This window comes from Mycobacterium persicum (assembly GCF_002086675.1).
In the GTDB taxonomy this organism is placed as follows: domain Bacteria; phylum Actinomycetota; class Actinomycetes; order Mycobacteriales; family Mycobacteriaceae; genus Mycobacterium; species Mycobacterium persicum.
In genome coordinates, this window is the sequence record NZ_MVIF01000003.1 from 54,832 (window position 1) to 72,038 (window position 17,207).

Annotated in this window: 18 protein-coding genes and 1 pseudogene; 14 read left to right on the forward strand and 5 right to left on the reverse strand. The window is 67.7% G+C overall.

Going from position 1 to position 17,207, the window contains the following annotated elements; translation table 11 throughout:
* Nucleotides 1–230: 230 nt before the first annotated feature.
* Nucleotides 231–953, reverse strand: coding sequence for an NUDIX hydrolase (locus tag BST40_RS02180; protein WP_075546167.1), 723 nt, complete (start codon nucleotides 951–953; stop codon nucleotides 231–233).
* A 46-nt stretch (nucleotides 954–999) separates the two neighbouring features.
* Here BST40_RS02180 and nadA point away from each other — a divergent pair, with 46 nt between their 5' ends.
* Genes nadA through nadC form a run of 3 tightly spaced genes read left to right on the forward strand, consistent with a single transcriptional unit; the run spans nucleotide 1,000 to nucleotide 4,486 of the window.
* Nucleotides 1,000–2,058: a quinolinate synthase NadA gene (nadA, locus tag BST40_RS02185; RefSeq protein WP_083153280.1), complete on the forward strand. Its 1,059-nt coding sequence runs from the start codon at nucleotides 1,000–1,002 to the stop codon at nucleotides 2,056–2,058.
* Entirely contained in the window at nucleotides 2,055–3,629 is a 1,575-nt protein-coding gene (locus BST40_RS02190) for an L-aspartate oxidase (RefSeq protein WP_083153282.1), read from the forward strand. The genes nadA and BST40_RS02190 overlap by 4 nt, the downstream gene beginning before the upstream one ends.
* Nucleotides 3,629–4,486 (forward strand): carboxylating nicotinate-nucleotide diphosphorylase, encoded by an 858-nt coding sequence (gene nadC, locus BST40_RS02195; RefSeq protein WP_075546170.1) that lies wholly within the window; start codon nucleotides 3,629–3,631, stop codon nucleotides 4,484–4,486. Before BST40_RS02190 ends, nadC begins: the two co-directional genes overlap by 1 nt.
* A 2-nt stretch (nucleotides 4,487–4,488) precedes the next feature.
* On the opposite strand, the gene BST40_RS02200 is transcribed toward nadC, so the two are convergent.
* Entirely contained in the window at nucleotides 4,489–5,055 is a 567-nt protein-coding gene (locus BST40_RS02200) for a TetR/AcrR family transcriptional regulator (RefSeq protein ID WP_083153284.1), read from the reverse strand.
* A gap of 49 nt (nucleotides 5,056–5,104) precedes the next feature.
* Between BST40_RS02200 and BST40_RS02205 the strand changes: the two genes are divergently transcribed.
* Nucleotides 5,105–6,142: an alcohol dehydrogenase catalytic domain-containing protein gene (locus BST40_RS02205; RefSeq protein WP_075546172.1), complete on the forward strand. Its 1,038-nt coding sequence runs from the start codon at nucleotides 5,105–5,107 to the stop codon at nucleotides 6,140–6,142.
* A 42-nt stretch (nucleotides 6,143–6,184) separates the two neighbouring features.
* On the opposite strand, the gene BST40_RS02210 is transcribed toward BST40_RS02205, so the two are convergent.
* Nucleotides 6,185–6,595, reverse strand: coding sequence for a nitroreductase family deazaflavin-dependent oxidoreductase (locus BST40_RS02210; protein ID WP_083153286.1), 411 nt, complete (start codon nucleotides 6,593–6,595; stop codon nucleotides 6,185–6,187).
* A gap of 113 nt (nucleotides 6,596–6,708) precedes the next feature.
* Here BST40_RS02210 and hisD point away from each other — a divergent pair, with 113 nt between their 5' ends.
* From hisD to hisI, 8 genes are read left to right on the forward strand one after another with little or no spacing between them, the layout of a single operon-like run.
* Nucleotides 6,709–8,025: a histidinol dehydrogenase gene (gene hisD / locus BST40_RS02215; protein WP_089024981.1), complete on the forward strand. Its 1,317-nt coding sequence runs from the start codon at nucleotides 6,709–6,711 to the stop codon at nucleotides 8,023–8,025.
* Nucleotides 8,022–9,164 (forward strand): histidinol-phosphate transaminase, encoded by a 1,143-nt coding sequence (locus tag BST40_RS02220; RefSeq protein WP_075546175.1) that lies wholly within the window; start codon nucleotides 8,022–8,024, stop codon nucleotides 9,162–9,164. Before hisD ends, BST40_RS02220 begins: the two co-directional genes overlap by 4 nt.
* Nucleotides 9,161–9,793, forward strand: a complete 633-nt coding sequence (hisB, locus tag BST40_RS02225; RefSeq protein WP_075546176.1) for an imidazoleglycerol-phosphate dehydratase HisB — start codon at nucleotides 9,161–9,163, stop codon at nucleotides 9,791–9,793. The genes BST40_RS02220 and hisB overlap by 4 nt, the downstream gene beginning before the upstream one ends.
* Nucleotides 9,790–10,410 (forward strand): imidazole glycerol phosphate synthase subunit HisH, encoded by a 621-nt coding sequence (hisH, locus tag BST40_RS02230; RefSeq protein WP_083153288.1) that lies wholly within the window; start codon nucleotides 9,790–9,792, stop codon nucleotides 10,408–10,410. Before hisB ends, hisH begins: the two co-directional genes overlap by 4 nt.
* A gap of 2 nt (nucleotides 10,411–10,412) precedes the next feature.
* Nucleotides 10,413–11,147, forward strand: coding sequence for a bifunctional 1-(5-phosphoribosyl)-5-((5-phosphoribosylamino)methylideneamino)imidazole-4-carboxamide isomerase/phosphoribosylanthranilate isomerase PriA (priA, locus tag BST40_RS02235; RefSeq protein ID WP_075546178.1), 735 nt, complete (start codon nucleotides 10,413–10,415; stop codon nucleotides 11,145–11,147).
* Nucleotides 11,148–11,154: 7 nt separating this feature from the next.
* Entirely contained in the window at nucleotides 11,155–11,967 is an 813-nt protein-coding gene (locus tag BST40_RS02240; RefSeq protein WP_075546179.1) for an inositol monophosphatase family protein, read from the forward strand.
* Between the two features lies 1 nt (nucleotide 11,968).
* Nucleotides 11,969–12,754, forward strand: coding sequence for an imidazole glycerol phosphate synthase subunit HisF (gene hisF / locus BST40_RS02245; RefSeq protein WP_075546180.1), 786 nt, complete (start codon nucleotides 11,969–11,971; stop codon nucleotides 12,752–12,754).
* A complete protein-coding gene (hisI, locus tag BST40_RS02250) occupies nucleotides 12,751–13,107 on the forward strand; it encodes a phosphoribosyl-AMP cyclohydrolase (RefSeq protein ID WP_075546181.1) in 357 nt (118 codons plus the stop codon). Before hisF ends, hisI begins: the two co-directional genes overlap by 4 nt.
* Nucleotides 13,108–13,283: 176 nt before the next feature.
* Here the strand turns inward: hisI and BST40_RS02255 are convergent.
* Nucleotides 13,284–13,638 (reverse strand): annotated as a pseudogene (locus BST40_RS02255) (protein kinase domain-containing protein); the annotation flags it as partial.
* 241 nt (nucleotides 13,639–13,879) lie between these two features.
* Here BST40_RS02255 and BST40_RS02260 point away from each other — a divergent pair.
* Nucleotides 13,880–14,962 carry a calcium:cation antiporter gene (locus tag BST40_RS02260; RefSeq protein ID WP_083153290.1) on the forward strand — a complete coding sequence of 361 codons (1,083 nt, stop codon included), beginning with the start codon at nucleotides 13,880–13,882 and terminating at the stop codon, nucleotides 14,960–14,962.
* 7 nt (nucleotides 14,963–14,969) lie between these two features.
* On the opposite strand, the gene BST40_RS02265 is transcribed toward BST40_RS02260, so the two are convergent.
* Complete coding sequence (locus BST40_RS02265) at nucleotides 14,970–15,428, reverse strand: peroxiredoxin (protein ID WP_075546184.1); 459 nt, start codon at nucleotides 15,426–15,428, stop codon at nucleotides 14,970–14,972.
* A gap of 330 nt (nucleotides 15,429–15,758) precedes the next feature.
* Between BST40_RS02265 and BST40_RS31020 the strand changes: the two genes are divergently transcribed.
* Nucleotides 15,759–17,168: a PPE family protein gene (locus tag BST40_RS31020; RefSeq protein WP_075546185.1), complete on the forward strand. Its 1,410-nt coding sequence runs from the start codon at nucleotides 15,759–15,761 to the stop codon at nucleotides 17,166–17,168.
* Nucleotides 17,169–17,207 lie beyond the last annotated feature (39 nt).

A 17,207-nucleotide genomic window follows, 5' to 3' on the forward strand; every position in this document is an offset into this window, starting at 1 on the left:
TAGTCAGGCGCCGGCACCTCAATGGCGGCCAGCGCCTCTTAGCTACCTCTTATATAGCCTTACTCAGTTCTTATGCAACTTACGGCATCGTCGGTCGCTGGAGCGACAAGGAGGCGGCGTGCCGCTTGTCACAATCAGTGAGCTGGGCAATCAGCTGCGGTGCGACCGCGATCCTTGTCGACACGGGGCCCAGAAAAGCTGCGGAAGCCGAACCCGTCCTGCCGGAACTTTCAGGCCTGGCCGGGGGGCCGTAGTGCGGCGAATTCGTCGGTGACCCTCAGCTGCGAATCGGTGAACCGGTACAGCGCCGCCGGGCGGCCGCCGCTGCGCCCGGATTGGGCCACCGTACCGGTCTGGGTGATCACCTTGCGACGCGCCAGGACCCGCTGCAGATTCGTGGCATCGACTTGATAGCCCAACGCGGCACCGTAGATGCCGCGCAACGTGGACAGCGCGAATTCTTTGGGAGCCAACGCGAACCCGATATTGGTGTACGACATTTTGGCGACAAGCCTGGCGCGAGCATGGGCCACCATCGGCCCGTGATCGAAAGCCATCGGTGGCAGGGAATTCACCGGATGCCAGCGGGTGTCTTCGGGCAACTCGGGGGTGGCGGGGGAGGGAACCAGCCCCAGGAAGGTCGACGCGATCACCCGAGTGCCCGGCACCCGATGCGGATCGGAGAACACGGCAAGCTGTTCGAGGTGGGATAGCTCTTGGAGATCGACTTTCTCGGCCAGTTGGCGGCGAACCGAGGTCGTCAAATCCTCGTCGTTGCGCATCCGTCCCCCCGGAAGCGACCACGCGCCCTTTTGCGGGTCCTGGGCGCGTTGCCACAACAGCACGTTGAGCTGTGGTTTTTCGGCCTTTGACCGTTGTTCCGGGCCGACGGTGACCAGGCGAACCTGGAATACGACGGCCAGCACTTCATGGGCGGTGTTACCATGGGGCATGTTTTCGATTGTAAGTCGAAAACCTGCTGGCGCGAAAGGAGCCGCCGTGACGGTCTTGAGTCGCATGGACACGCTCGGCACGGGCATCACCGACATGACCGCTCGGGTCACCAATACACCAACCGGCTACACCGGGGTCGACGGTGACGCGCAGTGGGCCGCGGAAGTGCGTCGGCTGGCGCGATTGCGCGGCGCCACGATACTGGCCCACAACTACCAGCTGCCCGCCATTCAAGACGTCGCCGACCACATCGGGGATTCGCTGGCACTGTCGCGCATCGCCGCCGATGCGCCCGAAGACACCATCGTTTTCTGCGGGGTGCACTTCATGGCCGAGACCGCCAAAATCCTCAGCCCGCAAAAGACAGTGCTGATTCCCGACCAACGGGCCGGCTGCTCACTGGCCGACTCGATCACTGCTGACGAATTGCGTGCCTGGAAGGCTGAACACCCCGGCGCGGTCGTCGTCTCCTACGTCAACACCACGGCCGAGGTCAAGGCGCTCACCGATATCTGCTGCACCTCGTCGAACGCAGTCGATGTGGTCGCCTCCATCGACCCCGGTCGTGAGGTGCTGTTCTGCCCGGACCAATTCCTCGGTGCCCACGTGCGCCGCGTGACCGGTCGCCAGAATCTGCACGTATGGGCCGGCGAATGCCACGTGCACGCCGGGATCAACGGTGAAGAGCTCACCGGCCAGGCGCGTGCCAATCCCGATGCCGAATTGTTCGTGCATCCGGAATGTGGCTGCGCCACCTCGGCGCTCTACCTTGCCGGAGAAGGCGCCTTCCCCCAGGAGCGGGTCAAGATTCTGTCCACCGGTGGAATGCTGGACGCGGCCCGCCAAACCAGTGCCCGCAAGGTGCTGGTCGCCACCGAGGTCGGAATGCTGCATCAACTGCGGCGGGCGGCGCCGGAAGTCGACTTTCAGGCGGTCAACGACCGTGCGTCGTGCAAGTTCATGAAGATGATCACGCCCGCGGCTTTGTTGCGTTGTCTGGTGGAGGGGGCCGACGAAGTCCATGTCGATCCCGACGTCGCGGCCGCGGGCCGGCGCAGTGTTCAGCGGATGATCGAAATCGGACAACCTGGCGGTGGCGAATGAGGACCGCGCCAGCCTGGCGCGATGCCGTCGACGTCGTTGTGGTCGGTACCGGCGTGGCTGGCCTGGCCGCCGCGCTGGCGGCCCATCGCGCGGGCCGCAGCGTTGTGGTGCTCAATAAGGCGGCCCAGCTGGTCGGAGTGACCGCGACACATTACGCGCAGGGCGGGATAGCGGTGGTGTTGCCGGACACCGACGATTCTGTCGACGCTCACGTCGCCGACACGCTGGCCGCGGGGGCCGGCTTGTGCGACGACGGCGCGGTGTACTCGATCGTCGCCGACGGCTACCGCGCGGTTACCGAACTCGTCGGCGACGGAGCGCGGTTCGACGAAACTTCGGCTGGCCGTTGGGCGCTCACGCGTGAAGGCGGGCACTCGCAGCGACGCATCGTGCATGCCGGTGGCGATGCCACCGGCGCCGAAGTTCAGCGGGCGCTCGATCACGCGGCCGGGGCGCTGGACATCCGCGGCGGCCATGTGGTCATGCGGGTGCTCCACGACGACGCCGCGGTGACCGGCGTGTTGGTGCTCAGCCCGCACGGTGTCGGCATCATCAGTGCTCCGTCGGTGATCCTGGCCACCGGCGGGCTCGGGCAGTTGTACAGCGCGACCACCAACCCCGACGGCTCCACCGCCGACGGCATCGCGCTGGCCTTGTGGGCCGGTGTGGCGGTCAGCGACCTCGAGTTCATCCAATTCCATCCGACGATGCTTTACGCGGTGGGCAGCGGCGGTCGGTGCCCCCTGGTCAGCGAGGCACTGCGCGGCGAAGGCGCGAAATTGCTTGACCGCCAAGGCCGTTCGATTACAGCAGGCGTTCATCCGATGGGCGACCTGGCGCCACGCGATGTCGTCGCGGCGGCTATCGACGCACGGATGAGGGCCACCGGCGACCCGTGCGTCTACCTCGACGCGCGTGGCATCGACGGTTTTGAATCGCGGTTCCCGACCGTCACCGCCTCGTGCCGCGCCGTCGGCGTCGACCCGGTCCGCCGACCTATCCCGGTGGTCCCGGGTGCGCATTACAGCTGCGGCGGCGTCATCACCGACGTATTCGGCCAGACCGAAATGCCGGGGTTGTTCGCCGCCGGTGAGGTTGCCCGCACCGGGATGCACGGCGCCAACCGGCTGGCCTCCAACAGCCTGCTCGAGGGCCTTGTGGTCGGCGGCCGGGCCGGAAGTGCGGCGGCCGCGCATGCGACGGTAGTCGGGCGCCGCCGCGCGAGCTTGCCTGAGTCGATCCTGCACACTGCCCCGGAGCGTGCCGAGCTGCAACGGGCGATGAGTCGGGAAGCATCGGTGGTGCGCACCGCCGACGGGCTGCGGCGGCTGTCCGGATTGCTGGCCGGACCGGTGCGCAGGGTCGAGGGCCGTCGGGATTTCGAAGACGTGTCGTTGGCGGTTGCCGCGCGCGTGGTGGCTGCCGCCGCATTGGCGCGCACCGAAAGCCGCGGCTGTCACCATCGCGCCGAGTACCCGGATGCCACCCCGGAGCAGGCGCGCAGCATCGTGGTTCGGTTGGCCGATGACCACCACGCGGTGGGTGTGCCGGCGTTGGCTGCGGTGAGCTGATGACGCTGTCTGATCGGGAGCGGGATGCCGCTCGGGAGACCATCCGGCGCGGACTCGATGAGGACTTGAGCTTCGGGCCGGACGTCACCACGATCGCGACGGTGCCCGCCGGCGCGGTGGCCACAGCGTCGATGGTTCCCCGGGAAGTTGGGGTGATCGCCGGGGTGGACGTGGCCCTGATGGTGCTGGACGAGGTGATCGGCAAGGGCGGATACCGGGTGCTGCACCGCGTCGATGACGGCGTGCGGCTGCGGCCGGGCGAGCCGATGCTAACCCTCCGGGCCGACGTACGCGGACTGCTGACCGCCGAGCGCACCATGCTCAATCTGGTCTGCCACATGTCGGGAATCGCCACGGTGACCGCGGCTTGGGTCGACGCGGTGCACGGCACCAAGGCCAAGATCCGCGACACCCGCAAGACTTTGCCGGGTCTGCGTGCATTGCAGAAATACGCGGTGCGCGTCGGCGGTGGCGTCAATCACCGGATGGGCCTGGGGGATGCGGCGTTGATTAAGGACAACCACGTCGCTGCCGCGGGATCGGTGGTGGAGGCGTTGCGGGCGGTGCGCACTGCCGCGCCCGAGCTGCCCTGCGAGGTGGAGGTCGACTCGCTCGAGCAACTCGACGCGGTGTTGCCCGAAAAGCCCGAATTGATCCTGCTGGACAATTTCCCGGTGTGGCAGACCCAGACGGCGGTGCAGCGACGCGATGCACGTGCACCCACCGTGCTGCTCGAGTCGTCCGGCGGGCTCAGCCTGGAGACGGCGGCGACCTACGCCCGAACCGGAGTGGACTACCTGGCGGTGGGGGCGCTGACGCACTCGGTGCGTGTCCTCGATATCGGTTTGGACATGTAGGTCTAGCCGGACAGCAGGGTGCGTGCTGCCGGCTTGACGGCTTGCAGCGCGGCCGCATCACCGGCGACGCGGGACAGGATCAAGGCTCCCTCGATCAACGAAACCACCGCGAGCGCAACCGATTCCGCGTCGGTGGCCACCCAACCTTCGGCGTTAAGCCGTTCCGCGATCGCGGCAGACCATCCTTTGAATGCGTGTGCGGAGGCCTCGCGCACCAATGGGCTGGCGTGCACGGCCTCGGTGGCGATCGGCTCGATCGGGCAGCCGTCGCGATGGTCGCCGGCCAGTCCCGCCACCAACAGGTCGACCCATTGGTCGACGACGTCAGCCACCGGGCGGTCGGAGGCCAGGAAGCTGCGCAGAAGTTGCTCGATGGCGGCCCCCGCCGTGCCGACGACCGCGGCGGCCAATTGTTGCTTGCCGTCGGGGAAGTGGTGGTAAAGCGACCCTGGTCTGACGCCCGCGTCGTCGAGGATCTGCTTCAGCCCGGTCGCTGCGTACCCCTGACGACGGAACAGCGTTGCGGCCGTACCGATCAACGCTGCACGGCTGTGGTCTGGTCTGGGCATGGGTAAAAAATACTTGACAATTCTTGAGTGATCACTCAATAATAGCGGAATGAGACAATTGGTTTTCGAGGAGACGGGGCGATACGCATGGCGCGAGGCGCCGGACCCGGTGCTCACCACTCCGGACCAAGCACTGGTGAGGCCACTGGTCGTGGCCTGTTGTGACCTCGATGTCGCGGTGGTGACTGGCCGGTTACCGCTGCCATCCGGCTATTCGGTCGGTCACGAGGGGGTGGCCGAAGTCGTGGCGGTCGGCGACGGCGTCAGCACCATCCGCGTGGGCGACCGGGTGGTTGTGCCCTTCCAGATCAGCTGCGGCAGGTGCCGTGAATGTCGTCGCGGCATGACGGGCTCGTGCAACTCGGTGCCGCTGATGGCGATGTACGGCATGGGTCCGATCGCCGGTCTGGATGGCGGCGGATTCATGGCCGACCTGGTGTTGGTGCCCTACGCCGACGCGATGCTGGTCGCGACGCCTGCCAGCATCGACCCCCGCGACCTGATCGCCATTGCATCGCTGTCGGACAACATTCCCGACGCTTGGCGCACCGTGGGGCCCTTCACGAACGACTTGTCCGGGCTCGAGCCTGCCGACCGCCGGGTCTTAGTGGTCGGGCGGTTGTCGATCGGGCTGTATGCCGCGGCCTTTGCGGCGGCGCTGGGAGCCCACGTCGACTACGTCGACACCGACGCGCAGCGTCTCGCGGTCGCCGAAAAGCTCGGGGCAACCGCGCATGACCGGCCGAAGCCGGCCAAAGAGTGGGACCCGTATCCCGTCACGGTGCACACCTCGGCCGACGCGTCTGTGCTGGCCGCTACGCTGCGTGCCACCTGGCCGGACGGGGTATGCACCGACACCGGGATCTACTACGAACGCACGGTAGAGATGCCGTTGCTGTCGATGTATACCCGCGGCGTGAGGTTTGTGACCGGACGCGTCAATGCGCGTGCGGTCATCCCGGAAATCCTGGACGTGATCGCCGGCGGCTGCGACCTGTCGCCCGCCGTCGATCACGTCGTGGCCTGGGACGACGCGCCGTCGGCTTGGCCGGCGATGGCCGGAAAGACCGTCTTCGCCAGGCCCTGATCGCGGCTTGCCCCGACCCCAGGGGCGCACGCGCAGCTGAGCTCAGGCGATGTCGGCGACGAAGATCCCCATCCGACCCGCCTGCATGCGTGCCATGAATGGCAACCCCGCGCCGTCCGAACCGGCGGGCAGGATCCGCGGGTTGGTGATGTGCACCTGACGGCGGGTGAACAGCACGTCGGCCTCGCCGGCGGCCAGCACGTTCTTGACCCAGTCGGTCTTACCGTGGCCCAGCGCGATCGCCAGCACGTTGCCCTTGCGGTAGGCGGTCACGATGGTCCGGTACGGCTTGCCGGATTTGCGGCCGCGGTGGGTGATGGTCGCTGCGCCGGGCAGGTACCGGGCGACCGGTTTGAGCGCGGGATTGATGTATTTGATCTGGAAATTCTCAAACCAGGGCGGGAACACCATGGGGACGCCCGGCGCGTTGTTCGGGTGGTCCTTTGCCGACATGTTGGCTGCCTTTCGCGAACGCGGTCGGTGGAGCCGCTCTACCGGCACTGTACCGGCCGGATATCGAGTTGAGCTGCTCTGGGACAATGGTCCACGTGACTACAACGCCCGCGCTGCTGGCCCGTATCGATCTGCGGGGAGCGGAGTTGACGGCGGCGCGGCTGCGGGCGGCGTTGCCGCGCGGCGGGGCCGACGTGGAGACCGTGCTGCCCACCGTCCGGCCGATAGTGCAAGCAGTGGCCGAGCGCGGTGCCGAGGCCGCGTTGGACTTCGGCGAGTCGTTCGACGGAGTGCGCCCCGCGGCGGTGCGGGTGCCGGATTACGCGTTGGACTCAGCGCTGGCTGAGCTTGCACCCGAGGTACGGGAAGCACTGCAGGTGATGATCGAACGGACCCGCGCGGTGCACGCCGACCAGCGGCGCAGCGTCGTCACCACGACGCTGGGGCCCGGTGCGACGGTCACCGAGCGGTGGGTTCCGGTTCAGCGGGTCGGCCTGTATGTCCCCGGGGGCAACGCGGTGTACCCGTCGAGTGTGGTGATGAACGTGGTGCCCGCGCAGGTCGCGGGTGTCGACTCGCTGGTGGTGGCCAGTCCGCCGCAGGCCGAGTTTGACGGCTGGCCGCACCCGACGATCCTCGCCGCGGCCCGGCTGTTGGACGTCGACGAGGTCTGGGCCGTGGGCGGGGCCCAGGCGGTGGCATTATTGGCCTACGGCGGCGCCGACACCGACGGCGCTGAGCTGGCGCCGGTCGACATGATCACCGGCCCCGGCAATATCTATGTCACGGCCGCAAAGCGGTTGTGTCGCTCTCAGGTCGGCATCGACGCCGAAGCGGGGCCGACCGAGATCGCCATCCTCGCCGATCACACGGCCGATCCGGCGCACGTCGCCGCCGATCTGATCAGCCAGGCCGAACACGACGAGATGGCCGCCAGCGTCCTCGTCACCCCGAGTGCGGATCTGGCCGACGCGACCGACAGCGAAGTAGCGGCCCAAGTGCAGACCACCGTGCACCGCGAGCGAGTGACGGCCGCGCTGAGTGGCTCGCAATCGGCGATCATCCTGGTCGACGATGTGGAGGCGGGCATCAAGGTCGTCAACGCGTACGCCGCCGAGCATCTGGAGATCCAAACCGCCGATGCGCCGCAGGTTGCCGGTCGGATACGTTCGGCCGGGGCCGTTTTCGTCGGACCCTGGGCGCCGGTCAGTCTGGGTGACTACTGCGCCGGCTCCAACCACGTGTTGCCGACGGCCGGCTGCGCCCGGCATTCCAGCGGCCTGTCGGTGCAGACCTTCCTGCGCGGCATCCATGTCGTGGACTACACCGAAGCGGCGCTCAAAGACGTCTCCGGGCACGTGATCACCCTGGCTAAGGCCGAAGACCTGCCCGCCCACGGTGAGGCGGTACGGCGGAGGTTCGAGCGGTGACGGGCGCATCGCAAGGGCCCACCCTTGACGAGTTGCCGCTGCGCGATGACCTGCGCGGTAAATCACCTTACGGCGCACCACAATTGGCGGTTCCGGTGCGGCTGAACACCAACGAGAACCCGCATCCGCCCACCGAGGCGCTGGTCGACGACGTGGTCCGGTCGGTGCGGGCGGCCGCAGTCGACTTGCACCGCTACCCCGACCGGGATGCGGTCGCATTGCGACGTGATCTGGCCGCGTACCTGACTGCGCAAACCGGTGTCCAGCTCGGCGTCGAAAACGTCTGGGCCGCCAACGGATCCAACGAGATCCTGCAGCAGCTGCTGCAGGCGTTCGGTGGGCCGGGGCGTAGCGCGATCGGTTTCGTCCCGTCCTATTCGATGCACCCGATCATCGCCGGTGGCACCCACACCGAGTGGATGGAAACGGTGCGGGCCGACGACTTCAGCCTGGACATCGACGCCGCCGTGGCCGCCGTCGCCCGGCGACGGCCGGATGTTGTCTTCATTGCCAGCCCCAATAATCCCACCGGACAAAGTGTTTCGCTGGGTGACCTGTGCAGGCTGCTCGACGTGGTGCCCGGGATCTTGATCGTCGACGAGGCCTACGGTGAATTTTCGTCGCAGCCCAGCGCGGTGCGGTTGGTGGCCGGGTATCCGACCAAGCTGGTCGTCAGCCGCACCATGAGCAAGGCGTTCGCCTTCGCCGGCGGCCGGCTCGGGTACTTGATCGCCACGCCGGCGTTGGTAGAGGCGATGCTGCTGGTGCGGCTGCCCTATCACCTGTCCGCGGTCACCCAGGCGGCGGCCCGCGCCGCGTTGCGGCACGCCGACGACACCTTGGCCAGCGTCGCCGCGCTGATCGCCGAACGCGAGCGGGTGTCAACCTCCTTGTCCGGCATGGGTTTCCGGGTTGTCCCCAGTGATGCCAACTTCGTGCTGTTCGGAAAATTCGCCGACGCGTCGGCCGCCTGGCAGCGTTACCTGGATGCCGGGGTCCTGATTCGCGATGTCGGTATTCCCGGTTATCTGCGCGCCACCACCGGCCTGGCCGACGAGAACGACGCATTCCTGCGGGCGAGCGCGCAAATCGCTGCCACCGAATTGGTTCCCGCCACCAGCCCCGTAGGAGCGCCATGACCGCCCCCCCGACAGGCAACGGAACTCGTCGTGCCCGCGTCGAACGCCGCACGCGCGAATCCGACATCGTCGTCGAACTGGATCTCGATGGCACCGGGCAAGTCGACGTCGACACCGGAGTGCCGTTCTACGACCACATGCTGACGGCGCTGGGCAGTCACGCCAGCTTCGACCTGATGGTGCGTACCACCGGCGACGTCCACATCGAAGCGCATCACAGTGTCGAGGACACCGCGATCGCGCTGGGCCGGGCACTCGGGCAGGCCCTGGGCGACAAGAAGGGTATCCGTCGCTTCGGAGATGCCTTCATCCCGATGGACGAGGCGCTGGCTCATGCCGCGGTCGATGTGTCCGGCCGGCCCTACTGCGTGCACAGCGGGGAGCCGGATCATTTGCAGCACACCACGATCGCCGGCAGCTCGGTGCCCTACCACACCGTCATCAACCGGCACGTGTTCGAGTCGCTGGCGATGAACGCGCGCATCGCCCTGCATGTGCGCGTCCTGTACGGACGCGATCCGCACCACATCACCGAAGCCCAGTACAAGGCCGTCGCTCGCGCGCTGCGGCAAGCCGTCGAACCCGACCCCCGGACTTCCGGTGTGCCGTCCACCAAAGGCGTTCTGTGACAACGAAATCAGTTGTTGTCCTGGACTACGGCTCCGGCAACCTGCGGTCGGCCCAACGTGCGCTGCAGCGGGTCGGTGCGGCGGTGGAGGTGACCGCGGACGCCAAGGCGGCCGCGGCTGCCGACGGGCTGCTGGTGCCCGGCGTCGGAGCTTTTGAAGCGTGCATGACTGGCCTGCGCAAGATCGGGGGAGAGCGGATCATCGCCGAACGGGTGGCGGCCGGGCACCCGGTGCTCGGCGTCTGTGTCGGCATGCAGATCATGTTCGCGCGCGGGGTCGAGTTCGGTGTCGAGACGCGAGGCTGCGGGCAGTGGCCCGGCGCGGTCACGCGGCTGGACGCCCCGGTGATTCCGCACATGGGGTGGAACGTGGTGAACGCCGCCACGGGCAGCACGTTGTTCCGCGGGCTGGACGCCGACGCCCGGTTTTATTTCGTGCATTCCTATGCCGCGCAGCGCTGGGAGGGGCACCCGGGTGCGCTGCTGACCTGGGCTACCCATCAGGTACCGTTCCTGGCCGCCGTGGAGGATGGACCGTTGGCCGCCACCCAGTTTCACCCGGAAAAAAGCGGGGACGCCGGTGCGGTCGTACTGAGCAATTGGGTTGGGGAACTGTGAAAATGCCACTGATTCTGTTGCCCGCCGTCGACGTGGTCGACGGTCGTGCCGTGCGCCTGGTACAGGGCAAGGCCGGCAGTGAAACCGAGTACGGATCGGCCGTGGATGCCGCGTTGGGTTGGCAGCGCGACGGCGCCGAGTGGATTCACCTGGTCGACCTCGACGCCGCATTCGGGCGCGGCTCCAACCGCGAACTGCTCGCCGACGTGGTCGGCAAGCTCGACGTGCGGGTCGAGTTGTCCGGGGGGATCCGCGACGACGCTTCGCTGGCCGCGGCGTTGGCCACCGGGTGCGCCCGGGTCAACTTGGGCACGGCCGCGCTGGAAAACCCGCAATGGTGCGCGCGGGTGATCGCCGAGCATGGCGACAAGGTCGCCGTCGGCTTGGATGTCCACATCGTCGACGGGCGGCACCGGTTGCGTGGACGCGGCTGGGAGACCGACGGCGGCGACCTGTGGGAAGTACTGGAACGCCTTGATAGGCAAGGGTGTTCGCGGTTCGTCGTCACCGATGTCAGCAAGGACGGCACCCTGCGCGGTCCGAACCTCGACCTACTGCGGCAGGTTGCCGACCGCACCGAGGCGCCGGTGATCGCCTCGGGCGGGGTATCCAGCCTGGACGATTTGCGGGCCATCGCAACCCTTGCCGGCCGCGGGGTCGAGGGCGCCATCGTCGGTAAGGCCCTCTACGCCGGGCGGTTCACCTTGCCGCAGGCGTTGGCCGCGGTACGGGAGTAGCCCTGCCATGGATTTCGCTGCGCAGCTGACACCGTTGGTCGAGCAGGCATCGGCGATTCTGGATGCCGCGGTGCCGCGGTTTCTGGACGGTCATCGTGCCGATTCCGCGGTCCGCAAGAAGGGCAATGACTTCGCCACCGAGGTCGACCTGGCGATCGAGCGCCAAGTGGTTGACGCGTTGCTGGCGGCCACCGGAATCGGTGTGCACGGTGAGGAATTCGGTGGGACGCCCGTCGACTCGCCCTGGGTGTGGGTATTGGATCCGGTGGACGGCACGTTCAACTACGCCGCGGGTTCGCCGATGGCCGCGATCTTGTTGGGTCTGCTGCACCACGGCGATCCGGTGGCCGGCTTGACCTGGTTGCCGTTCATCGATGAGCGCTACACCGCAGTCACCGGCGGCCCCCTGATGAAAAACGGTGTGGCACGTCCGCGGTTGGCGCCCGCCAAGCTGGCCGACAGCCTTATCGGCGTCGGCACGTTTAGCGCGGATTCTCGGGGCCGATTCCCCGGACGCTATCGGCTGGCGGTGCTGGAGAACCTCAGCCGGGTCTCGTCGCGGTTGCGCATGCACGGGTCGACCGGTATCGACCTGGTCTACGTTGCTGACGGAATCCTCGGTGGTGCAATAAGTTTCGGCGGCCACGTATGGGATCATGCGGCGGGCGTGGCTCAGGTGCGCGCCGCCGGCGGCATCGTCACCAACCTGGCCGGCGAACCGTGGACTCCGGCGGCGCGTTCGGTGCTGGCCGCGGCGCCCGGCGTGCACGACGAGATCCTCGAAATGCTGCGCGGCACCGGGGAACCGGAGGACTACTGACATGTACGCCGATACCGGCCTTGCGGTGCGGGTGATCCCGTGCCTGGACGTCGACGGCGGGCGCGTCGTCAAAGGAGTCAACTTCGAGAACCTGCGGGATGCGGGCGATCCGGTGGAACTCGCCGCCGCCTATGACGCCGAAGGCGCCGACGAGCTGACGTTTCTTGACGTGACCGCGTCGTCGTCGGGTCGGGCCACCATGTTGGAGGTGGTCCGCCACACCGCCGAGCAGGTGTTCATTCCGCTCACTGTCGGCGGCGGGGTGCGTACCGTGGCCGACGTGGATGCGTTGCTGCGCGCGGGTGCCGACAAGGTCTCGGTCAACACCGCCGCGATCGCCCGCCCCGATCTGCTGGGTGATATGGCAAGGCAATTCGGTTCCCAGTGCATCGTCTTGTCGGTAGACGCGCGCACCGTGCCCGTCGGCTCACCCCCGACTCCGTCGGGCTGGGAGGTCACCACCCACGGCGGCCGCCGCGGCACCGGCATCGACGCCGTGGAGTGGGCGGCCCGCGGCGCCGACCTGGGCGTGGGGGAGATCCTGCTGAACTCGATGGACGCCGACGGCACCAAGGCCGGCTTCGACCTCGCGATGCTGCGCGCGGTTCGGGCCGCGGTCACCGTGCCGGTCATCGCCAGCGGCGGCGCCGGCGCAGCGGAACACTTCGCCCCCGCGGTCGCCGCCGGGGCCGATGCGGTATTGGCCGCCAGCGTCTTTCATTTCCGGGAATTGACGATCGGGCAGGTGAAGGCCGCCATGGCAACAGCAGGGATCACCGTGCGATGAGCCTCGACCCCGCGATCGCCGCGCGCCTCAAGCGCAACGCCGACGGTTTGTTCACCGCGGTCGTGCAGGAGCGTGGCAGCGGCGACGTGCTGATGGTCGCCTGGATGGACGACGACGCATTGGCGCGCACCCTGGAAACCCGTGAGGCCACCTACTATTCGCGGTCCCGCGGCGAACAATGGGTCAAGGGCGCTACCTCGGGGCACACCCAGCGCGTCCATTCGGTACGCCTGGACTGTGACGGGGATGCCGTGCTGTTGACGGTGGACCAGGTCGGCGCAGCCTGCCACACCGGTGACCACAGTTGCTTTGACGCAGCGGTGCTGCTGACCCCCGAGGAGCCGGAGAGCTAGCGGGCAGCCACGTCCAGGCGATTGGCGGCGGCCAGCGCCGCACGCGTCCATTCGCGCCGGAACACCGCCGGCTCGATACGGTCGCGGCGGATGACCTCGATGTCGATGACGCGCCCGGCGGTGACGGCAGCCGGCACCGGGAAGGAGAAGGCCGGGCCGCCGGTGGCAACCGCGAGCATGGCGTCGGTGTCGGCCGAGATGATCTCGACGACGTCCGGGTGCGGCATCCCGGCGGGGTACCGGCTGCGCAGCAGGTGGGCGGCTTCGGTTCCCTCGACGTAGTCCATCGAGATCCACAGGTGGCCCTGAAATTCGCCGCGGTCATGAATGCCGACGATGTGCTCGTTGTACAAGCTCGCGGCCAGATCGGCCTCGCGGTTGAAGCGCTGACGAAACTCGAGGTCGCCGGTCAATTCGCGGGGCAGGATCTTGAGGGCATCGCGCCGCGGCAGCCCGGGGGTGCTGCGCCAGATACACCTCGCCCATCCCGCCCGCGCCGAGCCGGCACACGATGGTGTACCCGGCGAACAACTCGCCTTCACTAGGCCTTCGCTCTGGCCGGCGCTGGTCGGCATGTGAGCATGCTACTGAGACGGCGCCATGGCGATACCGAGCGCTTGCTGATTGCGTCGGGCCCGCAATTCGGCACGCGGCGAGCCCATTCGGTGCGCCGCGAATACCGTCTCCGAAATGACAGGCGCCTACTTCGAGTCCCGCCAACCGGCGTAGGGGATGATCGGCCGGCCGATGGCGTCGGCAACAATGGCGGTCGATGATCAAACGGGTGCCCTGGAGCGTGATGGCGCCGGTGCTTGCGTTCATCGCGCTGGCATTGACGTGGGGCCAGAAAATCGGGACCCTGATGGGTCTCTTCGTGGCGGTGCTGCTTGCCGGTGCGGTCCTGGCTGCGGTTCATCACGCCGAGGTGGTAGCGCACCGTGTCGGCGAGCCGTTCGGGTCACTGGTGTTGGCCGTCGCGGTGACCGTGATCGAGGTGGCCTTGATTGTCACGCTGATGGCTGGTGGGGGACACGAGACGGCCACGCTCGCCCGCGACACCGTATTCGCCGCGGTCATGATCACGACCAATGGGATCGCCGGGTTGGCGCTGCTGCTGGGTTCCCGCCGCTACGGCGTGACGCTGTTCAACGACCAGGGCAGCGGCTCCGCCCTGGCCATGGTCACCACGTTGGCAACGTTGAGCCTGGTACTGCCAACGTTCACCACCAGCAAACCGGGGCCGCAATTTTCCCCCAGCCAGCTCGCGTTCGCCGCGGTCGCCTCGTTGGGCTTGTACCTACTTTTCGTGTTCACTCAAACGGTCCGGCATCGAGATTTCTTTCTGCCGGTGGCCCAAAAGGGCGCCGTCGATGACGATCGCCATGCGGACCCTCCGAGCGCCTGCCTGGCGCTGCGCAGCCTCGGGCTGCTGCTGGTCGCGCTGGTGACGGTGGTGGGCCTGGCCAAGGTGGAATCGCCGATCATCGAGCGCGGCGTCGCGGCGGTCGGGTTTCCGCCGTCGTTCGTCGGCGTGGTGATCGCCATGTTGGTGCTGCTCCCCGAGACGCTGGCGGCAGCGCGCGCGGCCAGGCAGGGTCGCCTGCAGATCAGCTTGAACCTGGCGTACGGCTCCGCGATGGCCAGCATCGGGCTGACCATCCCGACAATCGCCCTGGCCTCGCTCTGGTTGAGCGGCCCGCTGCTACTCGGTCTCGGTCCGACCCAGTTGGTGCTGCTGATACTTACCGTCGCGGTCAGCATGCTGACGGTGGTGCCGGGCCGGGCCACCAGGCTGGAAGGCGAGGTGCATTTGGTGTTGCTGGCCGCGTATCTATTTCTTTCGATCGTCCCGTGAAACGGCGTCAAGAACGCGCGCGCAGCGTCTGCAGTGCCTTGTCGGCGTGAGTGTCCATGCTGAATTCGCTGGAGATCACCTCGAGCACCCGGCGGTCGGTGTCGATGACGAAGGTGGTCCGCTTGACCGGAAGCAACTTGCCCAGCAGGCCCCGTTTGACGCCGAATTGGGTGGCGACGGTGCCCTCGGTATCGGACAGCAGTGGGTAGTCGAAGTGCTGCATGTCGGCGAACTTGGCCTGCTTGTGGACGGGATCGGCGCTGATGCCGACCCTGGTGGCGCCAACGGCGGCGAATTCTGCCGCCAGGTCGCGGAAGTGGCAGGCTTCCTTGGTGCAGCCCGGCGTCATGGCCGCCGGGTAGAAGAACAGAACCACCGGTCCGTCGGATAGCAGCGTACTGAGCTTGCGAGGCGAGCCGGTCTGGTCGGGAAGCTCGAAGTCGGCCACGGTGTCACCAGTTTTCATGGCCGTCAGGCTACGCCGACCGGCCGACCCCGCTCGGCGAGGATCTCGACCGGGGGTGGTCGCGCAGATGTGTCGACGGGCCGGCGATAGCCGGGGGTCGCGGGGATCGGGGTGGTCGGCGCTGGATCGGCTCGTGGTTTGCGGGTCGACGAGGTGCGGCCGAAAGACGTTTCCGAAAAAACCTGCGCCAGTTTGCTGACTACCGGGATATCGGGCCGCGATTGTCATAAAGTTCTGGTACCGAACTGCTCGCGTTAACTGGGATCGCCACGGCCGTCACCGTGGATTGGGGGGCAGCCCGGGCAGGCCACCTAAGAAGGGACGGCTGTGATGAATTTTTCGGTATTGCCGCCGGAGATCAATTCGGCGCGGATGTTTGTCGGTGCAGGCCCGGGTCCGATGCTGTCGGCGGCGGCGGCCTGGGACGGGCTGGCCGGCGAGCTGCAGGCCGCGGCAACCTCGTTTTCGTCGGTGACCTCGGAGCTGGCGGGCGCCGCCTGGCAGGGGCCGGCGTCGGCGGCGATGGCAGCCGCGGCCGCGCCCTACATGGGGTGGCTGACCGCGGCGGCGGCGCAGGCGGGAGGGGCTGCCGGACAGGCCCGGGCCATGGTGAGCGCGTTCGAGGCCGCCCAGGCCGCCACAGTGCAACCGATCATGGTGGCGCTCAACCGCAATGCGTTCGTGCGGATGGTGCTGACGAATTGGTTCGGGCAGAACTGCCCGGCGATCGCAGGCGCCGAGGCCGAGTATGAGCAGATGTGGGCCCAGGACGTGGCCGCGATGGCCGGCTATCACGGCTGCGCCTCGGCGGTGGCCGCGCGGCTGACCCCGTTCCAGCGGATGCTGCAAAGCCTGCCCGGCCAGGTCAGTGCGTCTGCCCCGGCGGCCGCCCCGGCGGGTCCGGACATCGCCTTGTCGATGTTCGGGACGACGCTGTTCCAGTCGGGCACGGCGCACGCCACCTCCGGTTTCGGGGGTGTTGCGCTTGCCGTCGGCGCCAACAGCAATGCCACCGCCAACACCACCATGCTCACCCCGGGCTTAGGTTCCTTTGCCACTGCCATTGGCAACAACAACACGGCCGTGGCCAACGGCACGCTGTGCACGGCAACCGTGTTGGGCAATTACAGCAATGCCACCGGGGGCTTCGGCGGGCTCGGCAGCACCGCCTTCGTCACCGGCGACCACTCTGGAGCTTCTGCCGGGTTCAGCAACCGCGACATCGGCAACCTCGCCGCCGTCTCCGGTAACTACAGCTCGGCTCTCGCCGGGTCCGGCAGCGGCAACGCGGCCGTGACCTTCGGTAACGACAACACGGTGAGGGCCGGCGGCAACCCGGCTATCGCCGGCGGCGCCACCAGCAACCTCAATCTTGGCTTCGCGCAGGGGAACAACAGCAACGTCATGGCCGGGACCCTGACCAATAACTCCAGCAACGCCAACGTCGCCGGCGTGTTCCTCGGCAACCACAGCCTTGCCAATGCGATCGACGGCAACGCCAACGTCGCGGCCGCCGTCTCCGCCACCAACGGCCACGCCCAGGCGGGCTCTGGCAACGCCAACATCGCCGGCGTCTACGCCGGCACCGGCTGTTCGGCCCTGGCCGGCTTTGGCAACTTCAACGCGGCCGGGGTCTCGGGCCTGCTCCCCGGCACCAACAACCTCACGGCGAATGCCCTGGGAAGCTTGAAGACCACCTTCAAGTTCTTGCCGCCGGCATTGGACTTCTTCGGGCCGTAAGGTTCGGTCAGGCCGCGCGGGCCCGGCAAGAAGCCACCC

What these genes read in the sequence shown, in the direction of transcription:
- BST40_RS02180 (WP_075546167.1), bottom strand. Translation starts at nt 953, where the DNA reads ATGCCCCATGGTAACACCGCCCATGAAGTGCTGGCCGTCGTATTCCAG.
- BST40_RS02190 (WP_083153282.1), top strand. Translation starts at nt 2,055, where the DNA reads ATGAGGACCGCGCCAGCCTGGCGCGATGCCGTCGACGTCGTTGTGGTC.
- nadC (WP_075546170.1), top strand. Translation starts at nt 3,629, where the DNA reads ATGACGCTGTCTGATCGGGAGCGGGATGCCGCTCGGGAGACCATCCGG.
- BST40_RS02200 (WP_083153284.1), bottom strand. Translation starts at nt 5,055, where the DNA reads ATGCCCAGACCAGACCACAGCCGTGCAGCGTTGATCGGTACGGCCGCA.
- BST40_RS02205 (WP_075546172.1), top strand. Translation starts at nt 5,105, where the DNA reads ATGAGACAATTGGTTTTCGAGGAGACGGGGCGATACGCATGGCGCGAG.
- BST40_RS02210 (WP_083153286.1), bottom strand. Translation starts at nt 6,595, where the DNA reads ATGTCGGCAAAGGACCACCCGAACAACGCGCCGGGCGTCCCCATGGTG.
- hisB (WP_075546176.1), top strand. Translation starts at nt 9,161, where the DNA reads ATGACCGCCCCCCCGACAGGCAACGGAACTCGTCGTGCCCGCGTCGAA.
- priA (WP_075546178.1), top strand. Translation starts at nt 10,413, where the DNA reads ATGCCACTGATTCTGTTGCCCGCCGTCGACGTGGTCGACGGTCGTGCC.
- BST40_RS02240 (WP_075546179.1), top strand. Translation starts at nt 11,155, where the DNA reads ATGGATTTCGCTGCGCAGCTGACACCGTTGGTCGAGCAGGCATCGGCG.
- hisF (WP_075546180.1), top strand. Translation starts at nt 11,969, where the DNA reads ATGTACGCCGATACCGGCCTTGCGGTGCGGGTGATCCCGTGCCTGGAC.
- hisI (WP_075546181.1), top strand. Translation starts at nt 12,751, where the DNA reads ATGAGCCTCGACCCCGCGATCGCCGCGCGCCTCAAGCGCAACGCCGAC.
- BST40_RS02260 (WP_083153290.1), top strand. Translation starts at nt 13,880, where the DNA reads ATGATCAAACGGGTGCCCTGGAGCGTGATGGCGCCGGTGCTTGCGTTC.
- BST40_RS02265 (WP_075546184.1), bottom strand. Translation starts at nt 15,428, where the DNA reads ATGAAAACTGGTGACACCGTGGCCGACTTCGAGCTTCCCGACCAGACC.
- BST40_RS31020 (WP_075546185.1), top strand. Translation starts at nt 15,759, where the DNA reads ATGAATTTTTCGGTATTGCCGCCGGAGATCAATTCGGCGCGGATGTTT.